18 protein-coding genes are annotated in these 24864 nt (G+C 60.4%); 9 read left to right on the forward strand and 9 right to left on the reverse strand.

Annotated elements, in window-relative coordinates; all coding sequences use genetic code 11:
* Positions 1-649: 649 nt before the first annotated feature.
* Positions 650-844: a pentapeptide repeat-containing protein gene (locus B071_RS20395; protein ID WP_438829523.1), complete on the forward strand. Its 195-nt coding sequence runs from the start codon at positions 650-652 to the stop codon at positions 842-844.
* Positions 841-1524 carry an MBL fold metallo-hydrolase gene (locus tag B071_RS0101430; protein WP_018525323.1) on the forward strand — a complete coding sequence of 228 codons (684 nt, stop codon included), beginning with the start codon at positions 841-843 and terminating at the stop codon, positions 1522-1524. Before B071_RS20395 ends, B071_RS0101430 begins: the two co-directional genes overlap by 4 nt.
* Here B071_RS0101430 and B071_RS0101435 read toward each other — a convergent pair whose 3' ends face one another.
* From B071_RS0101435 to B071_RS0101445, 3 genes are all read right to left on the reverse strand, one after another.
* Positions 1525-2520 carry an RluA family pseudouridine synthase gene (locus tag B071_RS0101435; protein ID WP_018525324.1) on the reverse strand — a complete coding sequence of 332 codons (996 nt, stop codon included), beginning with the start codon at positions 2518-2520 and terminating at the stop codon, positions 1525-1527. It abuts the gene before it with no gap.
* Entirely contained in the window at positions 2517-3047 is a 531-nt protein-coding gene (locus tag B071_RS20555; protein WP_498365790.1) for a DUF8521 domain-containing protein, read from the reverse strand. Before B071_RS20555 ends, B071_RS0101435 begins: the two co-directional genes overlap by 4 nt.
* 130 nt (positions 3048-3177) lie before the next feature.
* A complete protein-coding gene (locus B071_RS0101445; RefSeq protein WP_018525326.1) occupies positions 3178-3903 on the reverse strand; it encodes a YggS family pyridoxal phosphate-dependent enzyme in 726 nt (241 codons plus the stop codon).
* A gap of 113 nt (positions 3904-4016) precedes the next feature.
* Between B071_RS0101445 and pdxS the strand changes: the two genes are divergently transcribed.
* On the forward strand, positions 4017-5015 hold the full coding sequence (gene pdxS / locus B071_RS0101450; protein ID WP_083914313.1) for a pyridoxal 5'-phosphate synthase lyase subunit PdxS: 999 nt from the start codon (positions 4017-4019) through the stop codon (positions 5013-5015).
* Positions 5012-5698: a pyridoxal 5'-phosphate synthase glutaminase subunit PdxT gene (gene pdxT, locus B071_RS15225; RefSeq protein ID WP_245534030.1), complete on the forward strand. Its 687-nt coding sequence runs from the start codon at positions 5012-5014 to the stop codon at positions 5696-5698. Before pdxS ends, pdxT begins: the two co-directional genes overlap by 4 nt.
* A gap of 21 nt (positions 5699-5719) precedes the next feature.
* Here the strand turns inward: pdxT and B071_RS15230 are convergent, their stop codons facing one another.
* The gene (locus B071_RS15230; RefSeq protein WP_438829524.1) at positions 5720-6709 is read right to left on the reverse strand and encodes a polyprenyl synthetase family protein; all 990 of its coding nucleotides are present in this window, start codon (positions 6707-6709) and stop codon (positions 5720-5722) included.
* Positions 6710-7161: 452 nt separating this feature from the next.
* Here B071_RS15230 and ilvB point away from each other — a divergent pair, with 452 nt between their 5' ends.
* From ilvB to leuD, 4 genes are all read left to right on the forward strand, one after another.
* Entirely contained in the window at positions 7162-8877 is a 1716-nt protein-coding gene (gene ilvB, locus B071_RS0101465; protein WP_018525330.1) for a biosynthetic-type acetolactate synthase large subunit, read from the forward strand.
* Positions 8877-9419: an acetolactate synthase small subunit gene (gene ilvN / locus B071_RS0101470; RefSeq protein WP_018525331.1), complete on the forward strand. Its 543-nt coding sequence runs from the start codon at positions 8877-8879 to the stop codon at positions 9417-9419. Before ilvB ends, ilvN begins: the two co-directional genes overlap by 1 nt.
* 20 nt (positions 9420-9439) lie before the next feature.
* Positions 9440-10867, forward strand: coding sequence for a 3-isopropylmalate dehydratase large subunit (gene leuC, locus B071_RS0101475; RefSeq protein WP_018525332.1), 1428 nt, complete (start codon positions 9440-9442; stop codon positions 10865-10867).
* 17 nt (positions 10868-10884) lie between these two features.
* Positions 10885-11502: a 3-isopropylmalate dehydratase small subunit gene (gene leuD / locus B071_RS0101480; protein WP_018525333.1), complete on the forward strand. Its 618-nt coding sequence runs from the start codon at positions 10885-10887 to the stop codon at positions 11500-11502.
* A gap of 60 nt (positions 11503-11562) precedes the next feature.
* On the opposite strand, the gene B071_RS0101485 is transcribed toward leuD, so the two are convergent.
* From B071_RS0101485 to B071_RS20560, 4 genes are all read right to left on the reverse strand, one after another.
* Positions 11563-13308, reverse strand: coding sequence for a glutamine--tRNA ligase/YqeY domain fusion protein (locus B071_RS0101485; protein ID WP_018525334.1), 1746 nt, complete (start codon positions 13306-13308; stop codon positions 11563-11565).
* 78 nt (positions 13309-13386) lie between these two features.
* A complete protein-coding gene (locus B071_RS0101490; RefSeq protein ID WP_018525335.1) occupies positions 13387-13737 on the reverse strand; it encodes a phenylpyruvate tautomerase MIF-related protein in 351 nt (116 codons plus the stop codon).
* Positions 13738-14849: 1112 nt separating this feature from the next.
* On the reverse strand, positions 14850-19469 hold the full coding sequence (locus tag B071_RS0101500) for a SpoIIE family protein phosphatase (protein WP_018525337.1): 4620 nt from the start codon (positions 19467-19469) through the stop codon (positions 14850-14852).
* Complete coding sequence (locus B071_RS20560) at positions 19466-22513, reverse strand: hypothetical protein (RefSeq protein WP_018525338.1); 3048 nt, start codon at positions 22511-22513, stop codon at positions 19466-19468. Before B071_RS20560 ends, B071_RS0101500 begins: the two co-directional genes overlap by 4 nt.
* Positions 22514-22620: 107 nt before the next feature.
* Here B071_RS20560 and B071_RS15245 point away from each other — a divergent pair, with 107 nt between their 5' ends.
* Positions 22621-23916, forward strand: a complete 1296-nt coding sequence (locus tag B071_RS15245; protein WP_157702963.1) for a UPF0164 family protein — start codon at positions 22621-22623, stop codon at positions 23914-23916.
* On the opposite strand, the gene B071_RS0101515 is transcribed toward B071_RS15245, so the two are convergent.
* On the reverse strand, positions 23888-24847 hold the full coding sequence (locus B071_RS0101515; RefSeq protein ID WP_157702964.1) for a Gfo/Idh/MocA family protein: 960 nt from the start codon (positions 24845-24847) through the stop codon (positions 23888-23890). The two genes, B071_RS15245 and B071_RS0101515, sit on opposite strands and share 29 nt — an antisense overlap.
* Between the last annotated feature and the right edge of the window lie 17 nt (positions 24848-24864).

Raw genomic sequence — 24864 nt, forward strand, 5'->3', positions numbered from 1 at the left:
CTTCCCGTCGGGGGAAGATCTCCCGACAGAGCCCCTTCCGGTTTCCCTGCCTCCGCCTCCCCTGGTGTTGAGACGGAAGAAATCGCAAAAGTTCGCCCGNTCCTTGTCCAGAACCTGCTCGGAGACCGTNTCCCGGCAATCCCAGTGAGAGCCGGGGCTGTAGAATCCGCAGTTCCGGCAACATCGCAGGGGCTGGAAGCAACGGGGGCATTCTTCACTGCGNGTGAGGGGAATATCGGGGGGAAAATCAGCGTTGCAACGGAAACATTTCGCCATCGCTCCGATTGTAGCGCGCCCTCACCGGTTGTGCAAGTTACCCTCCTCTTCGTACACTGGCGGGGTGTTTGAGCAAAAGGTAGATCAGGAGACGCTGCCCGGGATCATCGGCGAGNNCCCCTCGGTGATGGAGCATCTCGACGGACGCGGATCATCCTTCAGTGATCTGGATCTGCGGGGAAGACACCTGCGCTGGGTAGCCTTCTCGGGGGCGACCTTCCGGAATTGTGATTTTCGTGACACCACCTGGGACTGCGTCTTCGCCGATTTCGCCGTCTTNGAGNACTGTCATTTTGACATGAGCCACCTCATGGATTCCGTCTTCGCCGGGAGTCGCCTTACCCGGTGCACCTTCACGGGTGCAACGGCCGACATGTGCAACTTCAACGCGATTGCCGCCAGAGAGACGGATTTCAGCGATTGCTCGCTCCGCCGGAGCCGCTTTATTAACGCCCGCCTCCGGGATGTGCGGTTCGCCAACTGNGACCTCAAGGACGCTCTCTTCCAGTTCTCGGAACGCCAGGAGGTATCCTTCAAGTTTTCCAACCACGAGGAGGCCTGTTTTTGAGCACCCCCGATCACTCAAACCTCTCAAAAATCACCAGCGCAGAGCCCGGCAGGGGCTCCCGCGATGAGAAAGAGTCAGCCCCCGGGCTGCGGGTTATTCCCTACTTCAGCCCTATCAGCCGGACCAACTGCTACGTTGTGGCGGGACGGGATTCCTCCGAGGCAATCCTTCTGGACCCGGTTCATCTGGACAACGAACTCTACTCGCTGTTACTCCAGCATAACCTGACTGTTCGGTGGGTCCTGGTCACCCATCCCGAAGCTTATATGCGGCATGCCCTGCGCACGCTCTGCCGGATATACTCCTACCAGCTGGTGGCCGGAACGAACGATATGTTTGGCATCACCTGCGAACACCTGGTTCCCGAGGAGGTAAATACCCTCGAGATCGGTGGCCTCCGCCTGCAGGCCCTGCCCGTACTCCCCCACTCGACCAGTTCCTACATGTACCGCCTGGGCGAGCTGCTCTTCACGGGAACGATCGTCCACGCAGGAACTCTGGGCGAGACGCCCTCCTCCTATAACGAGGAACTCCTGGTGGCCACCATGAAGGATATGATCTTCACCATCCCCCGGGCAGAGCGGGAGATGATTCTTCTTCCCGCTGTGGGACCTCCCTCGACGATCCGGGCAGAGCAGCACCTGAGCCCCTATTACCGGGATCACTGCGAACCCGCCTGATCAGGCGGGTTTTCCCGACCTTCCTGAAAGAACCCTCAATACCTCGCGAAAGCGCTCGGGAACGGGGGCGATCCAGCTCTGTCGATCCTGACCGGGCTCGGGGGAGAGTTCCAGGAGGCGCGCGTGGAGCATCAGGGTAGCCTGGGGAAGAAGCCTGTCGGGCCGTGCGTAGAGGGGATCGCCCAGGATGGGAGTTCCCAGAGAGGCCAGGTGAACCCGAAGCTGATGCGTGCGGCCCGTGGAGGGCTTCAGCAGCACCAGGGTGTGCTGGGGAAACCGCCGGAGAACCTGAAAGGCCGTGTGCGCAGGTTTCCCCGACCCGGGAGTAACAGCAAAGCGACGCCGGTGATTGGGATCACGTCCCAGGGGTGAATCTATCACCCCCTGGTTCTGGCGGATCGCACCCCGGGTTATGGCAAGGTAGAGCTTCTTCACGCTCCCTGCCATAAACTGGTCCACCAGATACTGGTGTGTTTCCAGGGTCTTGGCGATGATCATGACTCCGCTGGTATCCTTGTCCAGACGATGGACGATACCGGGCCTGAGGTTGATCTCCTGATCGGTCTCTTCGGAATTGTCCTCACAGCTCTCATCATCGGGGTTGTTTTTCAGAGCCTGGAAAAAGGGGTCATTACGGTAGCGCCAGAGAAGCCCGTTGACGACTGTGCCGTCGGGGTGCCCCGCTCCCGGATGAACCACAAGGCCCTGGGGTTTGTCGATCAGCAGGAAGGAAGTCCCCTCCTGGAGAAGCGGGAATTCCACGGGCTGAGGAACGACTCCAGGCAGAGGGGGCGCTTCCAGAGACCCCTCCACGGTATCTCCCGGAAAGATCCGGGTGGAGAGTTTTGCAGCCCTCCCGTTGCAGCGGAGATCCCGGATTCTCTGCTTCAGCTGACTGCGGCGACACAGCGCCGCTTCCTCGACGAGGAACAGATCAAGCCGCTTCCCGCCGGGAAATTCCTCGGGGATCTGATAGTGAAAGGTTTCGGTGCTCATCGGTTGTTCTCATCTCCTTTTTCGGCAGCGACCCTGCCCTCACGTCGTCCAAGAATATAATCCGCCACAGCCACGGCCACGCTGATAATGCCGGCCGAGATGAGAAGCCCCACCCGCTCATCCTGGTTGTACTGGGAACCGCTGCGGCTGGAGAAGAAAAAAGGAGCGTATTCCCGGGAAAACTGCCCTTCCTCGAGACTCTTCACCGCAAACCGTCCCAGCTGAAGCCCGATTCCACTCACGATCACCGCCAGGGGAAAAGAGCCGATTGCCACGATCTCCCCTCTTCTCAGATGATGGGCCCACTCGGGGAACTCCCCGGGTTCGTAGGGCCGGGGCGGGGCATCGCTGCCCAGAAGCTCCGGACGGCCCGCATGATACGGTAAAAGAGGTTTCTCCTGAAAGAGAAAACTGCCCGGGAGAGGCCCCCGCCCCGAAGGGAAACTAACCCCTTNCACAGAGGGCCAGACTCCCGCAACTACCGGGGAGGAGGGCGTGACCAGGCCAAGAAGGACCGACACCAGCATCACCCGGATCCCGAACCGGCGCGAGGCCCTCTTCTGTGTCACCAGCGGCTCCTCATCCCCTGATCCACCCCTTTGCTCATCCTTCACTCCCCACCCATCTCTCCCTTCATCGCTGTCATCGGACGAGAACTCAGGGAAGACGNCTCCCGAAGAGAGCCGTCCCGACCCGGACGATAGTTGATCCCTCCAGAATGGCCCATTCCAGGTCACCGCTCATCCCCATGGAGAGCTCGGGCAGCGACCTCCCCAACTCCCCCTCGAGACGATCCCGGTCGGTCCGGAGGCGGGAGAAGGCTCTTCGCAGGGGCTCCTCCCGAGACGTATAGGGAGCGATCGTCATGAGCCCCTGCAAGGTCAGGGAAGAAGAGGCTTCCACAGCCAGGGCAACCTGCAGAAGTTCATCGTAGCTGCGGACCCCCGCTTTTGCCTCCTCCCCCGAGGTGTTAACTTCCAGAAAGGCCGAAATCTGTCGGCCCTCCTCATGGAGTCGGGCGCTCAGGGCCTCCACAGTACGAACCGCATCGAGGGACTGAACCGCCTGGTAGAGTCGTGCTGCATCCCGGGCCTTGTTCCGTTGCAAGTGTCCGATGAGATGAACCTCGGCCGACGCTGGGAACACCTCGTGACGGGCCATCGTCTCCTGGACCCGGCTCTCGCCAAAGAGCCGGAGCCCCAACCTGACCGCCTCCTTCAGGAGCTCAGGAGGTTGGTGCTTGCTCACCGCCATAAGGCGAAGAGAATCGCGGGAACGCCCGGCCCGAAGACAGGCCGAGTGAATTCGCTCTTCCACACGGGCCAGGTTTTGAGCCAGACCCCCCACGGGGCTATCGGCAGGAGTATCGGCTGGGATAGACATAACAGGGAAAGTGTAACACACCAGCCATGATTAGCACACTAGTCATGATATTGACGAGAGGACGCGCGACGTATACCTTTTCACAAGGAATTTCCCAAGGAACTATGGAGAACATGAAAGAAACAACCTGGTCAGAGCGCCAATCCTCAACGTGGCGCACAAAACGTGGTCTTGCAGAGATGCTCAAGGGAGGCGTCATCATGGACGTCACCGACGCAACCCAGGCAAAGATAGCAGCCGATGCCGGAGCCCAGGCAGTAATGGCCCTGGAGCGCGTCCCCGCCGATATCCGCGCCCACGGCGGAGTCGCCCGCATGAGCGATCCCGCNATGATCGAAGAGATCCAGAAAGCCGTCTCAATCCCGGTCATGGCCAAGTGCCGTATCGGGCATATCGTCGAGGCTCAAATGCTTCAGGCCATGGGGATCGACTTCATCGACGAGAGCGAGGTCCTGACACCGGCCGATGACACCTATCACGTGGACAAGCACGATTTCGCTGCTCCCTTTGTGTGTGGCTGTCGCAACNTGGGCGAAGCCCTGCGGAGGATCGGCGAGGGAGCAGCCCTGATCAGAACCAAGGGCGAGGCCGGAACGGGCGACGTGGTTGAAGCGGTGCGGCACCTGCGAACGCTCCTGAGCGATATTCGAACGCTTCAGAACTGCCCCCCCGATGAGCTTATGACCCGGGCCAGAGACCTGGGCGCCCCCTTCGATCTGGTCCAGGAGGTCGCCCGCACGGGAAAACTCCCGGTACCCAACTTTTCGGCCGGTGGTGTGGCAACCCCCGCAGACGCAGCACTCATGGTGCATCTGGGGGCAGAAGCGGTCTTTGTCGGGTCGGGCGTTTTCAAGTCGGATAACCCCGAACGTCGCGCCCGGGCCATCGTCGACGCCGTAGCGTGCTACGACGATCCAGGAAAACTGGTGGAGATCTCCCGCTCGCTGGGAGAAGCCATGACGGGGATCAACGTCTCCACCATGCCCGAGACCGACCGGATCGCCGACCGGGGTTGGTANAAGCGATGTGCCCCCCCGCAGTGTCCCCCACGGGTGAAGCGCCTCTCGGCGTGGTGGCCCTCCAGGGGGGCTTCCACCGTCACTNCGAGATGATCANCCGCCTGGGAGCAACGGCGAGGCCGGTACGCCAGCCCCGGGACCTGGCGGGAATCGGGGGGCTCGTCATCCCCGGGGGTGAGAGCACCACCATCGGCATGCTCATGGAACGGTTTGGCCTCATCCAGGCGGTGCGCGCTGCTGCGCTGGAGGGGCTCCCGATCCTTGGAACCTGTGCCGGAGCCATCCTGCTCGCCAGAACGATCGAGGGGAGCGACCAGCCCCGGCTCGGCCTCATGGATATAACCCTNAAAAGAAACGCCTACGGCCGCCAGATCGAGAGCTTTGAGGCCCCTCTTTGGGGCCCCCTGGCAGAACCGGGTTCACTGCCGGATTTACCGGCAGNGACAGGCCCGCTGAAAAAACCTGACCCGCCCGCAGGCGCGAACCCGCGCGGGGAGTCCCCATGCGACACCCCNNCCCCTTTCGCCCCTCCCCTGACGGGCGTCTTTATTCGGGCCCCCCGCATCACAGCCCGGGATGAACAGGTCGAAGTCCTTGCCTTTCTGGATAACGAGGCCGTGGCAGTACGCCAGGGAAACCTCCTGGCCCTCACCTTTCATCCNGAACTCACCGANGACCCCNGGGCCCACCACCATTTTCTGGCAATATGNCGCAGAGCCACGCCCTGGGAGCCCGATNCTGNGCAGACCGCCCGGGNGGNCGCCGTGCCCGGGTGAAGGTGAAGACCACCGGACCGACTACCGCAGCCGGGTGAGATTATAGGAGACNAGCCCTTCCAGAGCATCGCGCCCCCCCGAAGAAAGAGGAAGATCATCGATAATCTGCAACGACTCATCCCGGTCCCGGGCAACCTGTTCCTCCACGGCATCCATCACACCCGTTTCNCGGAGGGCCTGGCGGACCTCCTCNAGCTCTTCAGGCCCGATCCGNTCTGAGCCGAAATACCCGAGTACNGNAGCATCCCCGGGAAGCCGCTGAAAGAGCTCCTCCCGGAAGAGGGTCTTCTTGTTTTCCCGGATGTCGCTCCCCACGGGCTTGCCGATCACCCGGTGGTCGCCNAAAATGCCGAGCTGATCGTCCCGAATCTGGAAAATTCGCCCCTGNCTCTCACCGAACCGCCGGAGAAGCTGCAACACCTCACCGGATTGCCCCGAGAGACGGGCGCCGGTCATCATGGGGAGACTGAAGGTGTATCGCCCCGTCTTGCCCGTGTATACCTCCAGAATCTTTTCCGGCTCTGCCCGGGGAACCGCCGAGTGATGAACATCCTGCATCTGGGCCAGCCCGACAGCAACGATCTCCCGGGAAACCANAGAGACCAGCTCCGCCCGAACCGGGGCCGGAGCATCCAGATCCGAGACGAGCTGCACCGCCAGAAAGGCCGCCACATCACCGGCACAGATCCCCTGGGCTATCCCGTAATGACCGTTCCCGGCAGGATTNCCCCNCGGGTCCAGGCGGGAAAGGTNTTCCTCGTATTGGGCGTGCACCGCCAGACCTCCCCGGCGCACTCTGTCCTGGTCCATAATATCGTCGTGGACCAGAAGAAAGGTCTGAAGAAGCTCCATAGCGACCCCCGCATCACGACAGGCCGGAGAGAAGGGTTCTTCCCGGGAAAAAAGTCTGAACGTGAAGGGCACCAGGGCGCCCCGCAGGAGCTTCCCCNCCAGGGANAAGGCCCGAAACCGGGACCGCAGATCTTCACCCCAGGGATGAAAGGGCAGCATCTGCGCCGCCCGGGTATCAAAATAGCTCTCGAGCCCGGCTCTGATGAATGCGACATCGTCGCCCAGAAGGTGATGCACGGGATAGTTCCTTTCCGGCGGCTCAGCGAGGTCCGGGATCGTGCCAGGCGCCGCCCTTCTGGCCTGGTACGATCGATACCAGTCTATACCTGTCGGTGAAATACTACCATTATTCCCCCGGCGCTGCCATGGGAAAAGGAAAAAAAATCGCCCCAAAATTTTATGTGACCGCTAATATGTCCTTGGATCATGAAAAAAAGACCCATTAAACACGGACATTCGAGCAAAACACCACCAAATCCGTAAAAAATTCAGCAAAAATTTTGTCAAGCTCTTGACTTNACCGAATAAAAAGGAAAACAATTACCATCTGTTGGCGAAAGGGCTCATCGGTGAAACCCTCAGAAGCCGCCAGAGACAGGCAGGAGGAAGGAATGAACCAGAAAAACGGTGCGCAAATCATCGTGGACATGATCCACCACCACGGAGTGGAGTACATTTTTGGCTACCCCGGAGGAGCGGCAATCCCGATCTTCGACGCTCTGGTAGATTCACCGGTCAAGTTTGTCCTGAGCCGCCACGAACAAGGGGCAGCCCATATGGCCGACGGGTACGCCCGGGCAACGGGAAAACCCGCCGTTGTCCTGGTAACCTCCGGGCCGGGAGCTACCAACACGATCACCGGCATTCTCACGGCCCAGATGGATTCGGTCCCCATGGTGATCATCTCAGGACAGCAGACCACCTGGAACCTCGGTCTCGATGCGTTTCAGGAAGCCGACGTATCGGGCATCTCCTACCCCGTAGTAAAGCACTCCTACCTCGTCAAGGACGTGCAGGATATCCCCCAGGTGATGAAAGAGGCCTTCTATATCTGCCAGACCGGACGTCCCGGCCCGGTCCTGATCGATATGCCCAAGGATGTTTCCAGCGCGATCTACCAGGGCGAGACAGAATACGGCGGAGATATCACCATCCGGGGCTACTCTCTCCCCGGCGAGGGATCCTCCAGCGAGATCGAACAGGCCGTGCGAATGATCGAACGATCCCGGCGGCCCGTTCTCCTGGTTGGTCACGGCGCGATCATATCGGGAGCGGGAAAGGAACTCATCTATCTGGCCGAGAAGATGCAGATCCCCGTGGTAAACACCCTCCTGGGTAAGGGAGGGTTCCCCGAAACCCACCCCCTCTCCCTGGGCATGCTGGGCATGCACGGCACGGCCTACGCAAACCGCGCCGTGGAACACTGCGATCTGATCGTCTCGGTGGGGTCCCGCTGGGACGACAGAATCGTGGGTGACCCCTCAAAGTTCTGTCGTGACGCCGAGAAGATCCACATCGATATCGACTCTTCGGAGTTCAACAAGACCCTTCAGATGGATCTGGCCATAGAGGGCGACGCCGCCACGGTGGTTGAGCAGATCGCCTCCAGGGTGGAACCGGGCGACACCGCCGACTGGCTCGCCCAGATCGAAATATGGCGTCGGGAATATCCCCTGAAGTTCAAAAAGAGCGGGAAACTTCGGGCAGAGCACGTGATCGACGAGATATACCGCCAGACCGAGGGACAGGCCTACGTCTCCACCGACGTGGGGCAGCACCAGATGTGGGCGGCCCAGCACTATCTCATCAGCCAGCGCTACCAGTGGCTCTCCAGCGGCGGCGCGGGCACCATGGGCTTCGGCCTCCCTGCGGCGATCGGGGCCCAGTTTGCGCATCCCCGGGCACGGGTCGTCGCTTTTGTGGGGGACGGCGGGTTCCAGATGACCATGCCCGAACTGGCAACGGCGGTGATCCACAAGCTTCCCGTGAAGATCGTGATCATCAATAACTCCTATCTCGGGATGGTTCGCCAGTGGCAGGAGCTTTTCTTCGACAACCGCCTCTCGGGAGTGGACATGAAGGGCAACCCCGATTTCGTGAAACTCGCCGAGAGTTTTGGTGTCAAGGGATACCGCATACGCCGCGGAGCCGATGTAAAGCGGGTCGTTGCGGCTGCCCTGGCCTACAACGACGGCCCCTGCCTGATCGACGCTGAAGTGCTCAAGGAAGACAACGTATATCCGATGATCCCCGCCGGAGCGGGCTATTCGGAGATGCTCGTGGAAGCACCAAAGAAAAAACTTGCCAAACCTGTGGGGAGTACCTGATGAAGAACAACACTGCTCAGATCGACACAATACTGGATCGCACCAGGGGAGAACGGAAGCACACGATCAGCGTTCTCGTGGCAAACCGTCCGGGGGCGCTGATCCGAATATCCCTGGTCTTTGCCAGGCGGGGGTACAACATCGACAGCCTCGTGGTCTCACCATCGAGCAACCCCGAGTATTCCATGATGAATATCGTCGCATCGGGGGACGAAAAAACCCTGGACCAGATTCTCAAACAGCTGAACAAGCTCATTGATGTGGTCCACGCCTCGGACCGGACCGGCGAGGATATCATCCAGAGGGAGCTGGCGCTGATCAAAATAGCCTGCACCACTCCGGCGCGATCGGAAATTCTGCAGCTGGCCCGGGCACTGCAGTGCGATATCGTCGATATCGGCGAAGCCGTGATAACCCTGGAGATCACCGGGTCATCCGACGAGGTCGATAACGTAACGAGGGTTCTCAACAGCTACGAGATCATTGAACTGGTGCGGACCGGCAAGGTCCTCATGGTTCGGGGTGACCAGCACACGGCCTAGGGCCGGGAGGAACAGAAAAGATGCAACAAAAAAAGAATCTCTTTAACACCGTCTGGGATCTGCACAAGGTGGGAACCCTGGAGTCTGGACAGGATCAGATCTTCATCGGTTTGCACCTGATCCACGAGGTTACCTCACCCCAGGCGTTCCAGATGCTGGAGGAACGGGGGTTGTCGGTGCTTCATCCCGAGAGAACCTTCGCGACGGTGGACCACATCGTTCCCACGGCGAATCAGGAACGCCCTTTCAAGGACCGCCTCGCCGAGGAGATGATGCAGGCCCTGGAGCGGAACACCCGCACCCACGGCATCGAGTTTTTTGGTCTCCACACCGACGATCAGGGGATCGTGCATATCATCGGCCCCGAGCTGGGACTTACCCAGCCGGGGATGACCATAGCCTGCGGAGACAGCCACACCTCCACCCACGGAGCCTTCGGGGCGATCGCCTTCGGAATCGGCACCTCCCAGATCCGGGACGTTCTTGCAACCCAGACCATGGCCCTGAGCAGACCCAGGGTTCGGAAAATTAACGTCACCGGCTCTCTGCAGCCTGGTGTGTACGCGAAGGACATCATCCTGCGCATCATCGCCGACCTGGGGGTCAACGGTGGTATCGGCTACGCCTACGAGTACAACGGCGAGGCGATCCGGCAACTTTCCATGGAAGAGCGCATGACGATCTGCAACATGAGTATCGAGGGGGGCGCCCGCGTGGGGTACATCAACCCCGACGAGACTACCTTCGACTACCTTCGGGGCCGGCGCTACGCCCCCCGGGGGGAGGCCTTCGAACGAGCCACCGAATACTGGCGACAGATCGCCAGTGGAGATGACGCAGAATACGACGACGTCTACGAACTGGACGCGACCTCGCTGAAACCCATGGTAACCTGGGGGATAACTCCGGGACAGGCCATCCCCGTCGACGGCAGAATGCCCACCCTGAAGGATCTCCCCCGGGACGATCAGGACATCGCCGAAAAGGCCCTGAGCCACATGGGCTTCGCCGAACGGGACCCCATCCTGGGAAAGAAGATCGATGTTGCTTTTATCGGCAGCTGCACCAACGGACGGATCAGCGATCTCCGCGAGGCGGCCCGGCTGGTTCAGGGGCGGCGCGTAGCCCGATCCGTGCGAGCCATGGTGGTGCCCGGTTCAAAGCGGGTGGCNATCCAGGCGGAACGGGAGGGGCTCCACCGAATCTTTGAGGAAGCCGGCTTCGAGTGGCGCGGCGCGGGTTGCTCCATGTGTCTTGCCATGAACCCCGACAAACTCGAGGGACGCGAGATCTCCGCATCGAGCTCGAACAGAAACTTTGTGGGTCGTCAGGGCTCTCCCACGGGGCGAACCCTCCTGATGAGCCCTGCCATGGTCGCTGCTGCGGCGATCGAAGGGGAAGTTGTGGACGTCCGGGACTATGCGCCCCAGGCCGGGACCAGGGCCTGACGGGAGGAGGCAAAACCATGAACGAGATAAAACAAGCGATCAAACACATCACAGGACGTGCCGTGGTTGTCCGGGGCAACGATATCGACACGGACCAGATCATCCCCGCCCGTTTCATGAAGGTTGTCACCTTCGACGGTCTGGGTCANTACGCGTTCTACGATCTGCGTTACGACGAGNAAGGGAACCCCAAGGCCCACCCTTTCAACGAGGAACGCTACCAGGGGGCCGAAATTCTCCTGNCCAACAAGAACTTCGGCTGTGGTTCTTCCCGGGAACACGCCCCACAGGCGCTTATGCGCGCGGGAATCAGGGCGGTCCTGGGAGAATCCTTCGCCGAGATCTTCGCCGGCAACTGTACGGCCCTGGGTGTTCCCGCCGTGGCCCTGGAGCAGGATGCCATGGCGGAATTGATGGGCCTGATCGAGGCAGACCCTTCCAGACAGGTAGAGCTGGATCTTCCGGCCGGCGAGGTCCGCAGCGGGAACAGAACCTTCCNCTTTTCCATGCACCCCGCCTACCGGAGCGCCTTCATCGCCGGGAGCTGGGACTCTACATCGGTGCTCCTCTCCCGGGCAGAGGAGATAGGGGAAACGGCCCGCCGCCTGCCCTATCTGGCCGGATTTCCGGCCTGATCTGGCGGAGCCTGGATCCCGGACGCCGGGACCGGGGCCACGGCCCCCTCCCGGCTGGATTTATTCGTTCTCCCGCTGATTGCGGATGATTCGTGCCCAGGCATCTTTCAGGGTAACAGACCTGTTAAAGACCGGCCGTTCCCCCTGACCGTCCCGGATGTCCCGGATGTCCCGGCAAAAGTATCCCATCCTGAGAAACTGCACCGACTCGCCCGGCGCCAGACTGGCCAGAGCGGGCTCTACAAACCCCTGACGCACCTGAAGCGACCGGGGGTTCAGGGCCTGGGTAAAATCCTCTTCCTCTTCGGGGTTTTCCCGATCAAAGAGGGTCTCGTAGAGACGGATTTCCGCCGGAACGGCCTGGGCTGCCGAGACCCAGTGAATCGTCCCTTTCACCTTCCGCCCNTCGGGGGTATCGCCCCCCCTGCTCTCGGGATCGTAGGTACAGCGAATCTCCACCAGAGACCCCGTTTCGTCGTACAGGACCTCCTGGCAGGTCACGTAGTAGGCGAACTTCAGGCGGACCTCCCTCCCCGGGCCCAGGCGGAACCATTTGCGCGGAGGATCATCCATGTAATCCTCCCGCTCCACGTAGAGCTCCCCCGAAAAGGGGATCTGCCGCGTTCCGCCCTGGGGATCATCGGGGCTCGTGGGAGCGTCGAAATAGTCGATTTTGCCCTGGGGCCAGTTGGTGATCACCAGCTTTACCGGGTCAACAACACCCATATACCGGGGAGCCCGGGCATTNAGATCCTCCCGGAGGGAAAACTCCAGAAGCGCCAGATCGACGGTGCTGTTTGTCTTGGAAACGCCGATGCGAGCGCAGAAATCCTTGATAGCCCGGGGCGTGTATCCGCGCCGCCGTAATCCGCAGATTGTGGGCATCCGGGGATCGTCCCAGCCATCGACAAACCCCTCCTGAACGAGCCGGAGAAGCTTGCGCTTGCTCATGACCGTCCAGGTCAGATTCAGGCGGGCAAACTCGATTTGCCGGGGCCTGTGAGGCACCGGGAGGTTCTCCAGGAGCCAATCGTAGAGGGGGCGATGATTTTCGAACTCCAGAGTACAGATCGAGTGGGTGATTCCCTCGAGAGCATCCGATTGACCGTGGGCAAAATCGTAGGTCGGGTAGATACACCAGGCATCACCCGTGCGATGGTGGTGGATGTGGCGAATCCGGTAGAGAGCGGGATCCCGCATATTGATATTGGGGTGAGCCATATCGATCCTGGCCCGAACGATACAGTGTCCATCGGGGAACTCCCCCTTTCGCATGCGACGGAACATGTCGAGGCTCTCGTCCCGAGGCCGGTCGCGCCAGGGGCTGTTTCTCCCCGGCTCGGTGGGCGTACCCCGGTACAGCCGGATCTCCTCNGCCGAGAGCTCGTCCACGTAGGCCTTGTCGTGACTGATAAGCCACTCTGCCCACTGATACAGCTGCTCGAANTAATCCGAAGCGAAGTACAGCCGGTCCTCCCAGTCAAAACCCAGCCAGCGGATGTCCTCCATAATGGACTCGACAAACTCGGTGTCTTCCTTNACCGGGTTGGTATCGTCAAACCGGAGGTTGCATAGCCCCCGATACTCCTGGGCAATACCGAAATTCAGAATAATCGACTTGGCGTGGCCGATATGCAGATATCCGTTCGGCTCCGGTGGGAATCGCGTGTGAACCGCNCCCTGGAGCGATTCCGTACGGATATCTTCGTTGATGATCGAGCGAATGAAATCGGTGCCGACACCGGAATCGCTGGGGCCGGCGGAAGCGGGGNACGTCCCGGTGGAATCCTTTGGGGAATCACTCATGGCAGGGCTCTCTCCTGGAAATTAAAGATNGGTGACACAGAACCGGTCGGGCTTCGGCAAGCTTTGCGGNGCCTGCTCTCAGCGCTGAAAGGTGTGTCGGTCGTATCCCCACATGTGGCGCGGGGGGTTNATAAACTCGATGTAGGTGCGATCGGGCTCGACATTCAGGTGGACATCGGCAAAATCACAGAGCCGACTGGAAAAATCGGCGGTCTGCTCCTCGGGCAAACCCAGGCTCTTGAGTTGCATGATACACGTGGGATCGGAGGTTCCTCCAAAGGACAGATCCTGACAGTCCTCAAGATGAACCATGACATAGGACTCGGGCTTGCCGAGCATTTCCGATACCGTCGTAGATGCAGCGGTGAGCACTCCCGGGCGGTCTGTCTCGGGAATTGTCTGGTTCGTGGTGATATGTAAAACGGGCATGGGTAACTTTCCTCCTGACGGCCTAGTCTACTCTGTTCGGACGGCGTTATGATAGCCCGGACCGATGGTCTNCGGGAAGCACCGTGTATAAAAATGGAATTTGTGAAAAAATTTGTTTTATTTTTTCTATTANNAAAGCCCTCTTGACGAGCACCGGACTCTCNCCGTACCCTGCAGTATAATGCAAACGGGAACCCTCGCTCCTCCGGTAACCCTCTACCATCTCGCTTTGTGCGACGGCACGTCCCTCTTCCTTCATCCTTTTGTTACACGGGGAGCACTCCTTCAGGTAACGGCCTCCACACCCGTGGAGGGNCTGTTTGGGGCAGAACCCCGGGTAGAGGCGCTTACCCACCTCCGAAACGAGCTCTATCGCAGGATAGAGGAAGATGTTCGGGACTGGATCAACGAAAAACGTTTCATCCCCCGGTTTCTTATTGCCTCGGGGGTCTTTCTGGTGGNCTTCTTCTTTCTGGCCCTGGTTGTTCACACGCCCATACCCCTGGTAGACGAGTTGCTGGGCAGCACAGCGGCGGGAGTGGTGGCCTTTCTCGCCGTGGGGCGCCACTTTGAGCGCTCCCGGAGCGCCTCGCGGCGGAGGCTTTCGCTCCGGGCGAAGATAGACGGCGTCGTCTTTCAGGAACACCCCTTTGTTCAGCGCCTGGAGCAGGTTCTGCGCAGGCTCGAGCGGGCAGAACCAACCATGGACTCGGTCATCGGCGGAGAAGACAGCNGATTTCTCTGGGAGGAGTACCCCGATCACACGGCACGGGTGGTGGAGCTTCTNCGGTTGCAGATCACCGGCAAGCCCTATCGCNCCCTCTCCAGGGCGATGAAACAGGGAGAGCTCCCGGGCAATCTCGCCCAGGCCGTTGAAGAAGGCATCCTTCACCCCGTGATGGTGCTGCTCTACCACGAGATCCGGCGGGCCGCCCCGCGCTGACCAGTCCTTGCACCGCCTGCTCTTCCCTGGCCCATTTCCCTGATCGNGACACGCCTGTATTCTGATCCCCCGTTCCGCCTTCCGGCCCCCCTCCTGATCCCGGAGACGCCGAAGGTCTCCGTGCCGACGAACCGCCCCGCCAGATCGCGCCGACTTCCGGAAAGGAAGTTTAGGAGCGCCGCACCACGAGCATGGTGAGGTCGTCGTACTGCTCATCCTCACGGAGATGCGAGAAAGTACGATAGGGATCACCGCCGGGTGAATCGCCACCACCCGGGGAGGGGCGTTCCTCCCNCGAGAGGTCTTCCACGGGATAACCGAAATACTCCCGGTACTGGAGGAAGTGTTTTTCCAGAAACCTGTCAACCAGACGATCCACCTTCACCCGATCGCGGGAACCGGCTGCCGGGTCACGGTAAAGACGAAAGATCTTCTCCGCCGCGATAACAGCCAGGGCGAGGTCTCTGCCGCCGGGATCACAGCCGCTGTAGTCGAACTCCAGCACCTCCCCTTCCCGGGGGTTCAAGACCTTCTCAAGCTGGTATTTCCCCTGGGTCTGAACGGCAACGATAATATCGTGGATACGCTGAATCGTGAACTCTTCACCGTCGTGGCCCAGCCCCAGATCCTGGGGAACCAGTTTGTCGTCGATCATCTTTTGGGTGACAACCATGGGTTGAAAGTTTTTATCCCGCAGGAGGCGTTTCGCCTCTTCGACACCATCGGTAAAGAGGAGCAGCACGTCTCCCGGAGCGACGGTCTTCATCTCCTGGGGAAAGGAGATGGGCATGTCGTCGCTNCTGAACATGCCNGAGGCAGGACCTCCAGGAATAGTGATCTGTTCCACCTTCCGGGATTCTTCCCGGTAGATGTGAAGCTGGTTATCACCGGCGTTAACCGTGTAAAAGGCACCCGTTTTGACATCGAGGATTCCCGCCGTGAGAGCAGCGAAGCGGCCCTTGAACTGCTGNGCCGCCACGACGTCGTTCACGCGAAGCACCATGGAGGAGAGGTCAAGACCCGGATTTTTCACGGTCCAGCCACGAAAATAGTTCTGGAATACCGTAGCAACCTGTACCATGATCAAAGCCGCCGGAATACCCTTTCCCGCCACGTCGCACTTTATCATGGCGTAGAAGCGATCGTTCAGTTTCTGGTACGTGAAATAGTCCCCCGAAACACCCTTGGCCCCCTCGTAGTAACCAAAGAAGTACGCCCCCTCCACATCCATCTCGCCGTAGGAATATTTCACATCGTCTGAAAGGCTCNTCAGGGGAATAAAGGCTTTCTGGGTCTCCTTTCCGAAGAGAAGATCCTTGTTTGCCTCGGCGGCTTTTACCAGTCCCTGGGTCATGGTATTTATGGAATCNGCCAGCACCTTCAGTTCGTCCCGGGCCTTCAGGGAGAGTCGGGTCTCTTTCAGCGAGGCCTTGTCCTCGGTCTCGGCGATAACCTCCACCAGGCTCACCAGCTTTGTGATGGGAATAACGATAACCGTGGCGAGGATGTAGGCACCCAGCACCCCCAAAGCCACAGCGACCCCTGCCACGACCAGAGCCGTGAGCACCAGCTGCCGCTGGGTCGCTGCCATCTCGTCAAGAATCGGCTGGGTAGTCACGGCCACGCGGATCGTGCCGCGATAGTAATCCCTGAACGAGGCGTCCGCTCCGGGGACGATCTCCAGAACCGGCCGGTAGAAGATAAAGGTAGTCTGGTCGTGGCTGATCGCTTCGGGGTCGAAGGAAGGATAGCTTCGTGTGGGNCCCGCCAGATCGATCAGCCTTCCCCGGGCGCGCTGGAGGAGTTCGTTCCGAACCTGGTCTATCCGGGCGATCTCGTCCTCACTGGCTCCCCGAAGAATCATCTGCTGGGCCTGACGGGAGAGCTCCTCCAGCTCTCCCGGGATATCGCCCAGTTCCTGGTGAGCCTCCTCGTTTAACCTGGTCGCCATATCCTCTACCAGAGAAGATATCTCGTCGGTTATCTTCGAAACACCGGTGATGTAGGAGTCGGTATCTACCAGCTCACCGGCGATGATCCGGGAATCGCTGGTGGCAAAGATAACCTCCCTGTTTCCCAGATCATCCAGCCCCGTGATCGTCACGTAGAGCGCTTCTCCCATGGCCTCGCCCTGCTCGGTCAGGTTCTGCAGCTGATCCAGGTTAAGCTGNGGGTTCTGGAGCGCCGGCCGGGCTCCCGTTACCTGCCCCTCCAGGAGTAGCTCGATCCGTTCCTGGAGCCCCCCCACGAGAATTCGTTCCTGACGGACCCGGACGGTGCGGCTCAGGGAGACAGAAACTCCCAGAACGACACTGGCCACCAGGAGTACCACAAAGAAGGCAAACTTGATCCGCAAACCGATTCCCTGAACTTTCATGTGCTGAGCCCTTTCCGAAACTGAAATCACATCATCCACAGCTCTTCCTGCAACGAGCGCGCGCGCTTCCCCGTTGAGTCGCGATATCTCCCGCCCGATGAACCAGAGCCGGACCAGCGAGATCACCACAAGAAGCACTGCAGCGAGCAGCGTGACAGCGAAAACTGCATCCTGCGAGGTCCAGGAGTAGCGGGAAGTCTTNTGNTGAACAAAACCCGGCCTGAAGCGGGGNCGGAAATCTCCGAACTGAATAATCCCCTGGGGAGTAAACCGCAGAGGATCGGCAGCAAAGGTAATTCCCCGCTCGGCGTGNACCAGCCCCAGCCGATACTCGCCAGCNGCTATATCACCCAGACGAACCTCTTCAATCGTTCTGTCGTCGCGGACGACGAAGTCATCCTGCCAGAGATTGAACTCATAGTCGTATGGAGGCCGTCCGTCGCGGTCCAGAATGATTTGGCGTATCGTTCCGTTGGTCTGGAACCCCCTTCCCAGGATAACAAGACCGGGACGGCCCAGACGATCCCGCTCCAGGGTAGCTCCAAAAATACGGGTTGCGGGGATCGCCTTGTTGGTGCGCAGCGGGAGAGCCCGGGAAGGCCCGACATTCCCCACGGAATCAACAGCCGCAACTGTGAGGAGCCATAATCCATCGGGAACGTTGCTCCGACGAAGCGAGGGAACACTGGTGGTTACCCGAGGCTGAAGAGGAAGCGATGGTATCTCCTCCAGGGCCGCCCCGGGATCGGAAGAGAGAAAGTCCAGGCGCAGGGTGTACCCGCCCAGATACTCCTCGTCAGGAGGCGGGAGCCAACCCACTTCAAAGGTGTTCGCCGTGAGATACCCCTTTTCGTCCAGCGCCGGCGGAGGAAATACCACCGGACCGGGGGGGGTGGTGTCGCGAAAATAGTCTATCCGGCTCGGTTCCGACCAGTTTCCGGCAAAATCGGTTGCCCGCACCCGCAGATACCAGGTCCCGTCTTCATCGGCCGTGGCACGGATAGTCCGGTCGGGAACACGCTGCATGATTTCCCTGGGAACCTCCGCGTCAGGGTCGCGGGACCAGACCCAGGAATAGCCCCGAATTCCCGAAGCGTCGGGCGGGTCCTGAACGTTTACAGCGATGGATGATCGGGCGCTTCGCTCTCCGGCCCGGAAGTTTGACGCGANCAACCCCGGCGGATCCACGTGCTGATCGGGTTCCCTGTACACCACGGCGGCTCCTCTGGCCCCGGTTCTCCGCTGCCAGATCAGATGAAGCTGTCCCTGGTGGCGCAACGCTTCAGCAAAAGAAGCCTCTCCCGTGGCAGGACTCACCGTCTCGGATTCCCAGCGAAAGCGGCCGGGCCTCCCCAAAACGATCCGGCTGTTCCCGGAGGGGCTGGTGAACCAGACCAGAACGGGCTCCTCCCCGTCAAAGGCGAGGCGGGGCGANCGGGCGGCCTCGAAACGNCCCGTTACCTCTTCAAGAAATCCCGTAGGCTCCCCGCCCTGATCAAACGTCTGAAGATATATCTGGGGGTTGCCCGTCTGAAACCGTCGTTCCCAGGCAAGGTATAATTCGGCCGTGACGGGATGTACCGCCAGGTGGGGACGCTGGTTGTCGTAAAGATCGGGATTATCGGTCTGGGCTGTATCAAAGAAGGTCGTGATCCTTCCCCGGGACACCCAGGTCTCGCCACCGTCGGAGCTCTCGGCCATGTACAACTGGTACGTGCTCCGTTCGGAGATATTCAGCCCCTGATACACCACAAAGTCCCGNCCCCCCGTGGCCCCGTGGGTTGGCAGGAAGGAGAGCCCCGTAGATGGATCCCCGTCCAGGGGGCGGGCATCGCTCCAGGCCAGACCGTCCCGGGAGGAGAGATAGACGATCTGCTGTCGCCCATCGAGGTTCCGGTTAGCGAAGAGGGTTATCGATCCATCCTGCATCTCTGCCAGCGAGGGCGCCACATTGGTCCGGTCCGTGGAGACGCTCAGGACCTGATCAAAAGATTCTCCCCCATCGAGGGATCGGAAGATGAGAGTCTCATCGGCCGACGCCGTGATCGCCGCGTAGATGATCTGTTCCCCCGTGACAAGGACGGAATAGATCATGGGCACGGCCGCTCCGCTGAAAGCGAAGGGCCCCAGCAGTCGCTCCCGCTCCTCCCATTGCCGGCCATCCGGGGAATGGACAAGAGACAGATAAACCGATCCACCCTCATCGGGGCCGTCCGGGNGAACTACCTGCTGATAAAAGACGAGTATTTTCTCGTCTGTTGCAAGAATGCGGGGAAAATGAGCGTTTTCACCGGTCAGGGTCCGGGGAGGCTCAAAATACTGTGTGGTCCGGGCCGAAAGAGAGAACGGTGTCGCTCCCGCTCCGGCCAGGATCAGCAGGAACAGGACTGCTACAGCTCGGGAGAGTCTCATATTCCAAGGCGTAAGCCTATCCTCCTGCGCAAGTCGACCAGAGGAGGGTACCCCTGGTTCTCGGGGTTAGACAAGAGCCGTTCCGTGATGGAAAAGGCCTGCACAACCTGGCCCTGCTGAAAGAGCGTTTCTGCCCGGCGATATTGCTGCTCGTCCGTGGTGGAGAGTGCGACCGTAGCGCGTCCGCCCAGACGAATCCTCANTTCGTCCAGAAGAAACCGGGCATCCCTGTTTCCCGGATTCAGACCGACAGCATCCTCCAGGAGCGAGACCGCCACNACCACCTGGTCCCGGGAGCCCCCGGAGAGACGCCGGGCCTCGTTATAGAGCTGCTGCGCCCGGGCTATCCGTTGCTGGTCAGCTGGATCGGGGCGAAGGTTCAGGGCTATTTCCAGTCGTCGAAGCTGCGTCTGGAGACCTGGATAGTCGGGATTTATCTCTGCGAGGGCCTCGAGCTCGCTGTAAACCTCCAGCGGACCTGCCTGATCAAGCCGGGCCAGTGCCTGGTTGTAGCGGGTTGCAAAGATGTTTTCGAACTCGTCGGCGTCACGNAGCTGCACAATCCGGAGTTCCAGGATACGCGCATCCCAGTTAAGAGGCCGTACATCCCGGACGTTTCGAAGATTCTCTATGGACCGGTCGAANAGACGGTTCGCCTCGTCCTCGCGCCCCTGACGAAAGAGCAGAACGCCCCGGTTGTAATCTTCCCGGGCAAGGCTGAGATAGTTCCCCAGAACGGGGAACAGGGGGTCNGACGGTGAGAGTTCCCGCCCCTCTTCGAGGCTAAGGGCGGCCGTGGCGAGAATCAGAAGCCGGTCGATTTCACTGTTGGGCTCGATGTTCGTCTGCTCCCAGGTTTGCTGCGCCTGCAAAAGCGTGTCCCGGGCGGCCACATACTCGTCCTGATTGTACTGGTTTTCGGCCCGGTTCAACAGTTCCCGTACGCGCTGGACCACCAGAACGTTTTCGAGCTCCAGCAACTCCTGGCCCACCGCAGCGATTTCCCGATCCGCCGAGGCCCTGAGCGTCTCTTCTTCGCGGAGCTCCAGGGAATCAAAGAAGGCGTCCCGAGCGGCCTCCCAGTTTCTCCGGGCCGCGTCGATACGCATCGCAGCGATTGCCGCCCTGGCGTCGGCGATCCGTGTGAAACCCTCCTCCTCCCGAACCCGGGCCTCGGCGATTAANCCGGCAGCCTCGCTTGATTTNTCTGCACCTACCAGGGCCAACTCGTTCAGNTCCTGTTGAAGGGCAGCCAGACGGAGCAGCTCTGCCTGCACAGGCGGACTCGAACTCACATAATCACGATCCTCCTCCAGCCCCTGGCGCGCGCGCTCCACTTCCTCTCCGGCCCTGGCAACCACCCCCTCGAGAAGAGCAAGCCGCTCGGCGGCCTCATCGGGNTACCGGGCGATACGGACCAGATCACGGGAGGGCATCTCGAGACCATCGGGCTGGGCAAGATCATCGCTCTGGAAGTGATCATCCTCCAGGGGTTCCTCTACCCCCTCCAGCAAGAGAGCCGTCTCTGAGAGCACTTCCCGGGAACGGGCAATCACCAGAGGTACTTCTGCGGTCTCGAGAAGCGAGATCGCCACAGCCAGTTCTCGGGTTCGGGAGATCGAGCCTTCCAGACGTTCTCCTGTCTCGGCNAGCAGGTCATCCAGAGGGACGAGATCAATCTCGGCGAGATGCTCCTCGGGGAACTGCCGGAACGTCGCCGCCCGCTCGCGCCAGATCTGGTGGTGTTCTCGCAGTTCCTCGATAACGTCCTGGATCTGCTCCTTGCGGGAGCGGAGCTCCCCGGCCAGACCCCGTTCCTCTTCGCTCACAGCAGGAAGGCCCCGAAGGGTCTCTGCCAGGACGGCCCTGTTCCGGGAGCTCTCTTTCCTGATCCGCCCTGTGAGAGCGGGGCCGGCCTCACGGGCCCCACGGGTTTCAACGATCTCCCGCGACGGGAGGTCTGGCTCGAAGAGCCCCACGCGCAACCCCTCGATCCGCTCCCAGGCCAGGGCGGCATCGGCCGCGACTTCGTAGGCCTCTATCGCCTGGGGTAAGGCGTTGCCCGCGAGAAACTCGTCACCACGCAGGTGCGCTTCCAGGGCCTGATCCCGGCTCTTGCTCGCCACCTCTGCCAGGGGAAGGTCGTAGAACCGGGCCACCACCGCCACGAGTCCCTCCTGGTTCCTGAGGTCGGGGCGCCCCCGGAGGAAAATATCCTGAAAATTGAGATACCAGTCCACGGGGTCATCGGGGAACTGCAGAGCAACCTGAGAACGCAGGACCAGAAGATCCTGCGAGAGGGTTTGCGTTCGTTCGAAGACCTCGTAGAGCTCTGAACCCCGGACAAGATACTCGCTGAAAAAATCGGCCCCCACCGGCACCGGGCCCTCCAGGACGGCTGCCCGTAAAGGCTCCGACACCTCAAGGTAGGGTTCGATCATCTCCAGAAAGTCTGCACCGGCTTCATCAAGACGAACCAGAGCCCGGTCGACCTGGTTGACAAAGATATCGCTGTATCCCCGTCCCTCGAAGCGATCCCGCTGAAGTTCGCCCAGGGAGAGNTAGATTCTGGCGGCATCGCCGTGACGCCCCGCCAGAAGGAGCTCCCGCGCCTCATTCATCGCCTGATCTACCAGATTCCGGTCGTAGGCAAGCTGTGCGATAATCCTGGCGTCCTCGACCTGTTGAAGCACCCGGGCGTTCGGAAACTCGTCGAGCTNCTCCATTCTGTCGATTATTTCGAGCGTTCTCGCGATGTCATCGGGATTCTCGATCAGGTTCTGGATCAGGAGCTCAAAGAGGACGTTGTATTCCCCCCTGATTCCCCGGATTGCACGCATGAGGGCTTCAGCTTCCACGATGCGGTCGGGATCGTCCCGAACGGTCTGCTCCAGAAGAAGGATTGCCTCGTTGATTCTGTTCTCAGCCACCAGCCCCCGGGCGCGGCGAAGGGGGTCCTCCCTTCGCCCCGATGCGGGGAGAGAAACCGAGACAAGTAGTAGCAAAAGAACCACCGAAAGGCGGCGCGGAATCAACTTTTTCATTCTCCCCTGCGAATAATTCTATCACGTCCCGGGCTTATGGTTCTATGAAAGCAAACCGATACCCTATATAGAATAATCGGCCAGAGAGCGGTACAATGTATATCAGAATGGCTCAGGAACGTCGATTTGCCACAGTTCTGCTCTTTCTCGTGGTAGCAATGATGCTGGTAACGCCGGCTTTCGCCGCCGGCGTGTCCGATGATTCCTTCCACGACTGGTACGGAGACATCCACGAGCAGATCGGTGGCGAATCGGTACAGAACACGGGACTCACCGTCTTTCCTACCCTGATGATTCCCATGGGGGGAGAACAGGAAGGGATGGGAACAGCCTATACTGCTGTGAGCCGCGACGCATCGTTCCTCGAGGCAAACCCGGCAGCGAGCTCCCGCCTGGACAGGACCGAGGCGGCGGTCTTTCACAACAACCTGATCGCCGATACCAATATGGAGGGGGCCGTATACACCAGCCGCCGCGAGAACCTTGGCTACGGCCTGGGAGCAAAACATCTGCACGTGCCCTTCACCAGTTACGACGACTACGGGGCGCAGCTCGGCACGGCCCGGTACAGCGAGACCGTCGTGGCAGGAAACGTCTCGTACAACTTTTTCAGGGGCTTCTATTTCAGCGGCATCTCCCTGGGGGCAAATCTAAAGGCCGCCTATCGCCATATCCCCGATCATATCGCACCGGGTCAATCGGCAGCGGGCATCATGACCGACGTGGGAGTTCTCACGCGGTTCCACTTTCTCAAGCCCTATTCATCGCAGGAGCCGAATTTTTCCGTGGGGACGGCTCTCAAAAATCTGGGGCCTCCCGTTCTGGACGAACCGCTTCCTACGGTCTGGTCCACGGGGATCGCCTGGGCTCCCCTGCGCCCCCTGCTTCTCGCTGCCGATGTGCACGTCCCGCTCATGCCCTTCTCGGACCTGCCTCCACCCGATCGGAGCTATGCGGCAGGGGCCGCCCTGACTGTAACCGATTTCTTCGTGGTCCGTTCGGGATTTCTGCTCATGGGGGGGAACCCGCGCCTCACCATGGGAAGCAGCATCCAGGTTCAGGAGATGACGATCACCGTGAACTACACCCTGGACATGACGACCCAACTTTCTGCCTTTGATCGTTTCAGCATTCAGGCGGCCTTTTCCCTGGGGGATCGAGGCCGGGGGGAACGGCGCGATCGGGTACGAACCCTTTATCTTGATTCATTACAACACTTTGCTGTGGGAGAGCTGGAAGAGGCGATCTATCTTAACCGACAGGCCCTTGCCCTGGATCCTTCCTTCGAGCCGGCCCGGGAAACCCTGGCGATGGCGGCCCGCATGCTGGACCTTCAGAACCGCATGGAGTCGATCAGGCTGGACGAGGATCGTCTCATACCCGACGAGAGGCTTCGTGAATGACCCGGAGCGCCGCCAGGGCATCGGCTGCGGTCGAGCGGGAGCGCTCCTGCCGTCCCTCCGCCAGGGCAACAGCCTCGTTCATCATCCCCAGAAAGTACCCCGTGGGCTCCGGAACGAGCCGGGGTAGCTCCTGAAGCGACCGGTAGGAACTGTAGTGGGGGCTGACTTCGCTTCTGCTCCAGGAAAAAATCCCGTTTCCAAGGCGAATCTCCCCGGAGGAAAAACTCAACCTGATTTCCAGGTGCAGATAATCCCGTTCGGACCCCACCTCGATCACCACAGGGAGCTTCCCGTTCTTGAGTACTCCATGAACAAAGACCGATGACCGGCGTCCCCGCACGGCGCCAACCCTCCGGCGAACCCGAAGCGTATCGTCGGTGAGGAAGTGAATCGCGTCGATCAGATGCGTGCCGTCGTGGTGCAGCACGCGGTGATGAGGCTGGTTTTTTCCAAAGAAGAGCGTCGCTGTTATACCCAGAAGAGAGCCCAGCGCACGGGATCGCAGAGCATCCCTGACCAGTTCGTAATCCCGGGAGAAGCGACGCTCGTGATTCACCAGGATCTTCAGGTCACCCTTTTTCTCGATCCTGGCGATCCGTCTGGCCGAGGCCATGGTGTGAGCCAGGGGTTTCTCGCAGACCACCACGGGAACCCCCTCGCGGGCAGCCATGGCAACGTACCGCTCGTGAGAATCGGGATGGGTGGCCACCACCAGTATCTTCGGAGCCGTGGTGCGGATCATTTCCAGAGGATCGGAAAAACCGGGGGCTCCCCAACGCCGGGAAAAGAGGCGACGCCGTTCCTCGTCGTGATCGGCACCACCCACGATGGTGCATCGACCAGTCGCGACCAGCGCCCCGGCGTGGGTACAGGGTTTTTCCCGCAGGGGATCCTCCTCCAGGAGCGAGGCGATCCGTCCGGTCCCGATCACTCCAGCGGGGATCATCC

Origin of the sequence: Alkalispirochaeta alkalica DSM 8900, from assembly GCF_000373545.1 — a bacterium.
GTDB classification, from domain to species: Bacteria; Spirochaetota; Spirochaetia; order DSM-27196; family Alkalispirochaetaceae; genus Alkalispirochaeta; species Alkalispirochaeta alkalica.

Coding starts and splice junctions, on each gene's coding strand:
- ilvB (WP_018525330.1), top strand. CDS start 7,162: ATGAACCAGAAAAACGGTGCGCAAATCATCGTGGACATGATCCACCAC.
- B071_RS0101435 (WP_018525324.1), bottom strand. CDS start 2,520: ATGAGCACCGAAACCTTTCACTATCAGATCCCCGAGGAATTTCCCGGC.
- B071_RS15245 (WP_157702963.1), top strand. CDS start 22,621: ATGGCTCAGGAACGTCGATTTGCCACAGTTCTGCTCTTTCTCGTGGTA.
- ilvN (WP_018525331.1), top strand. CDS start 8,877: ATGAAGAACAACACTGCTCAGATCGACACAATACTGGATCGCACCAGG.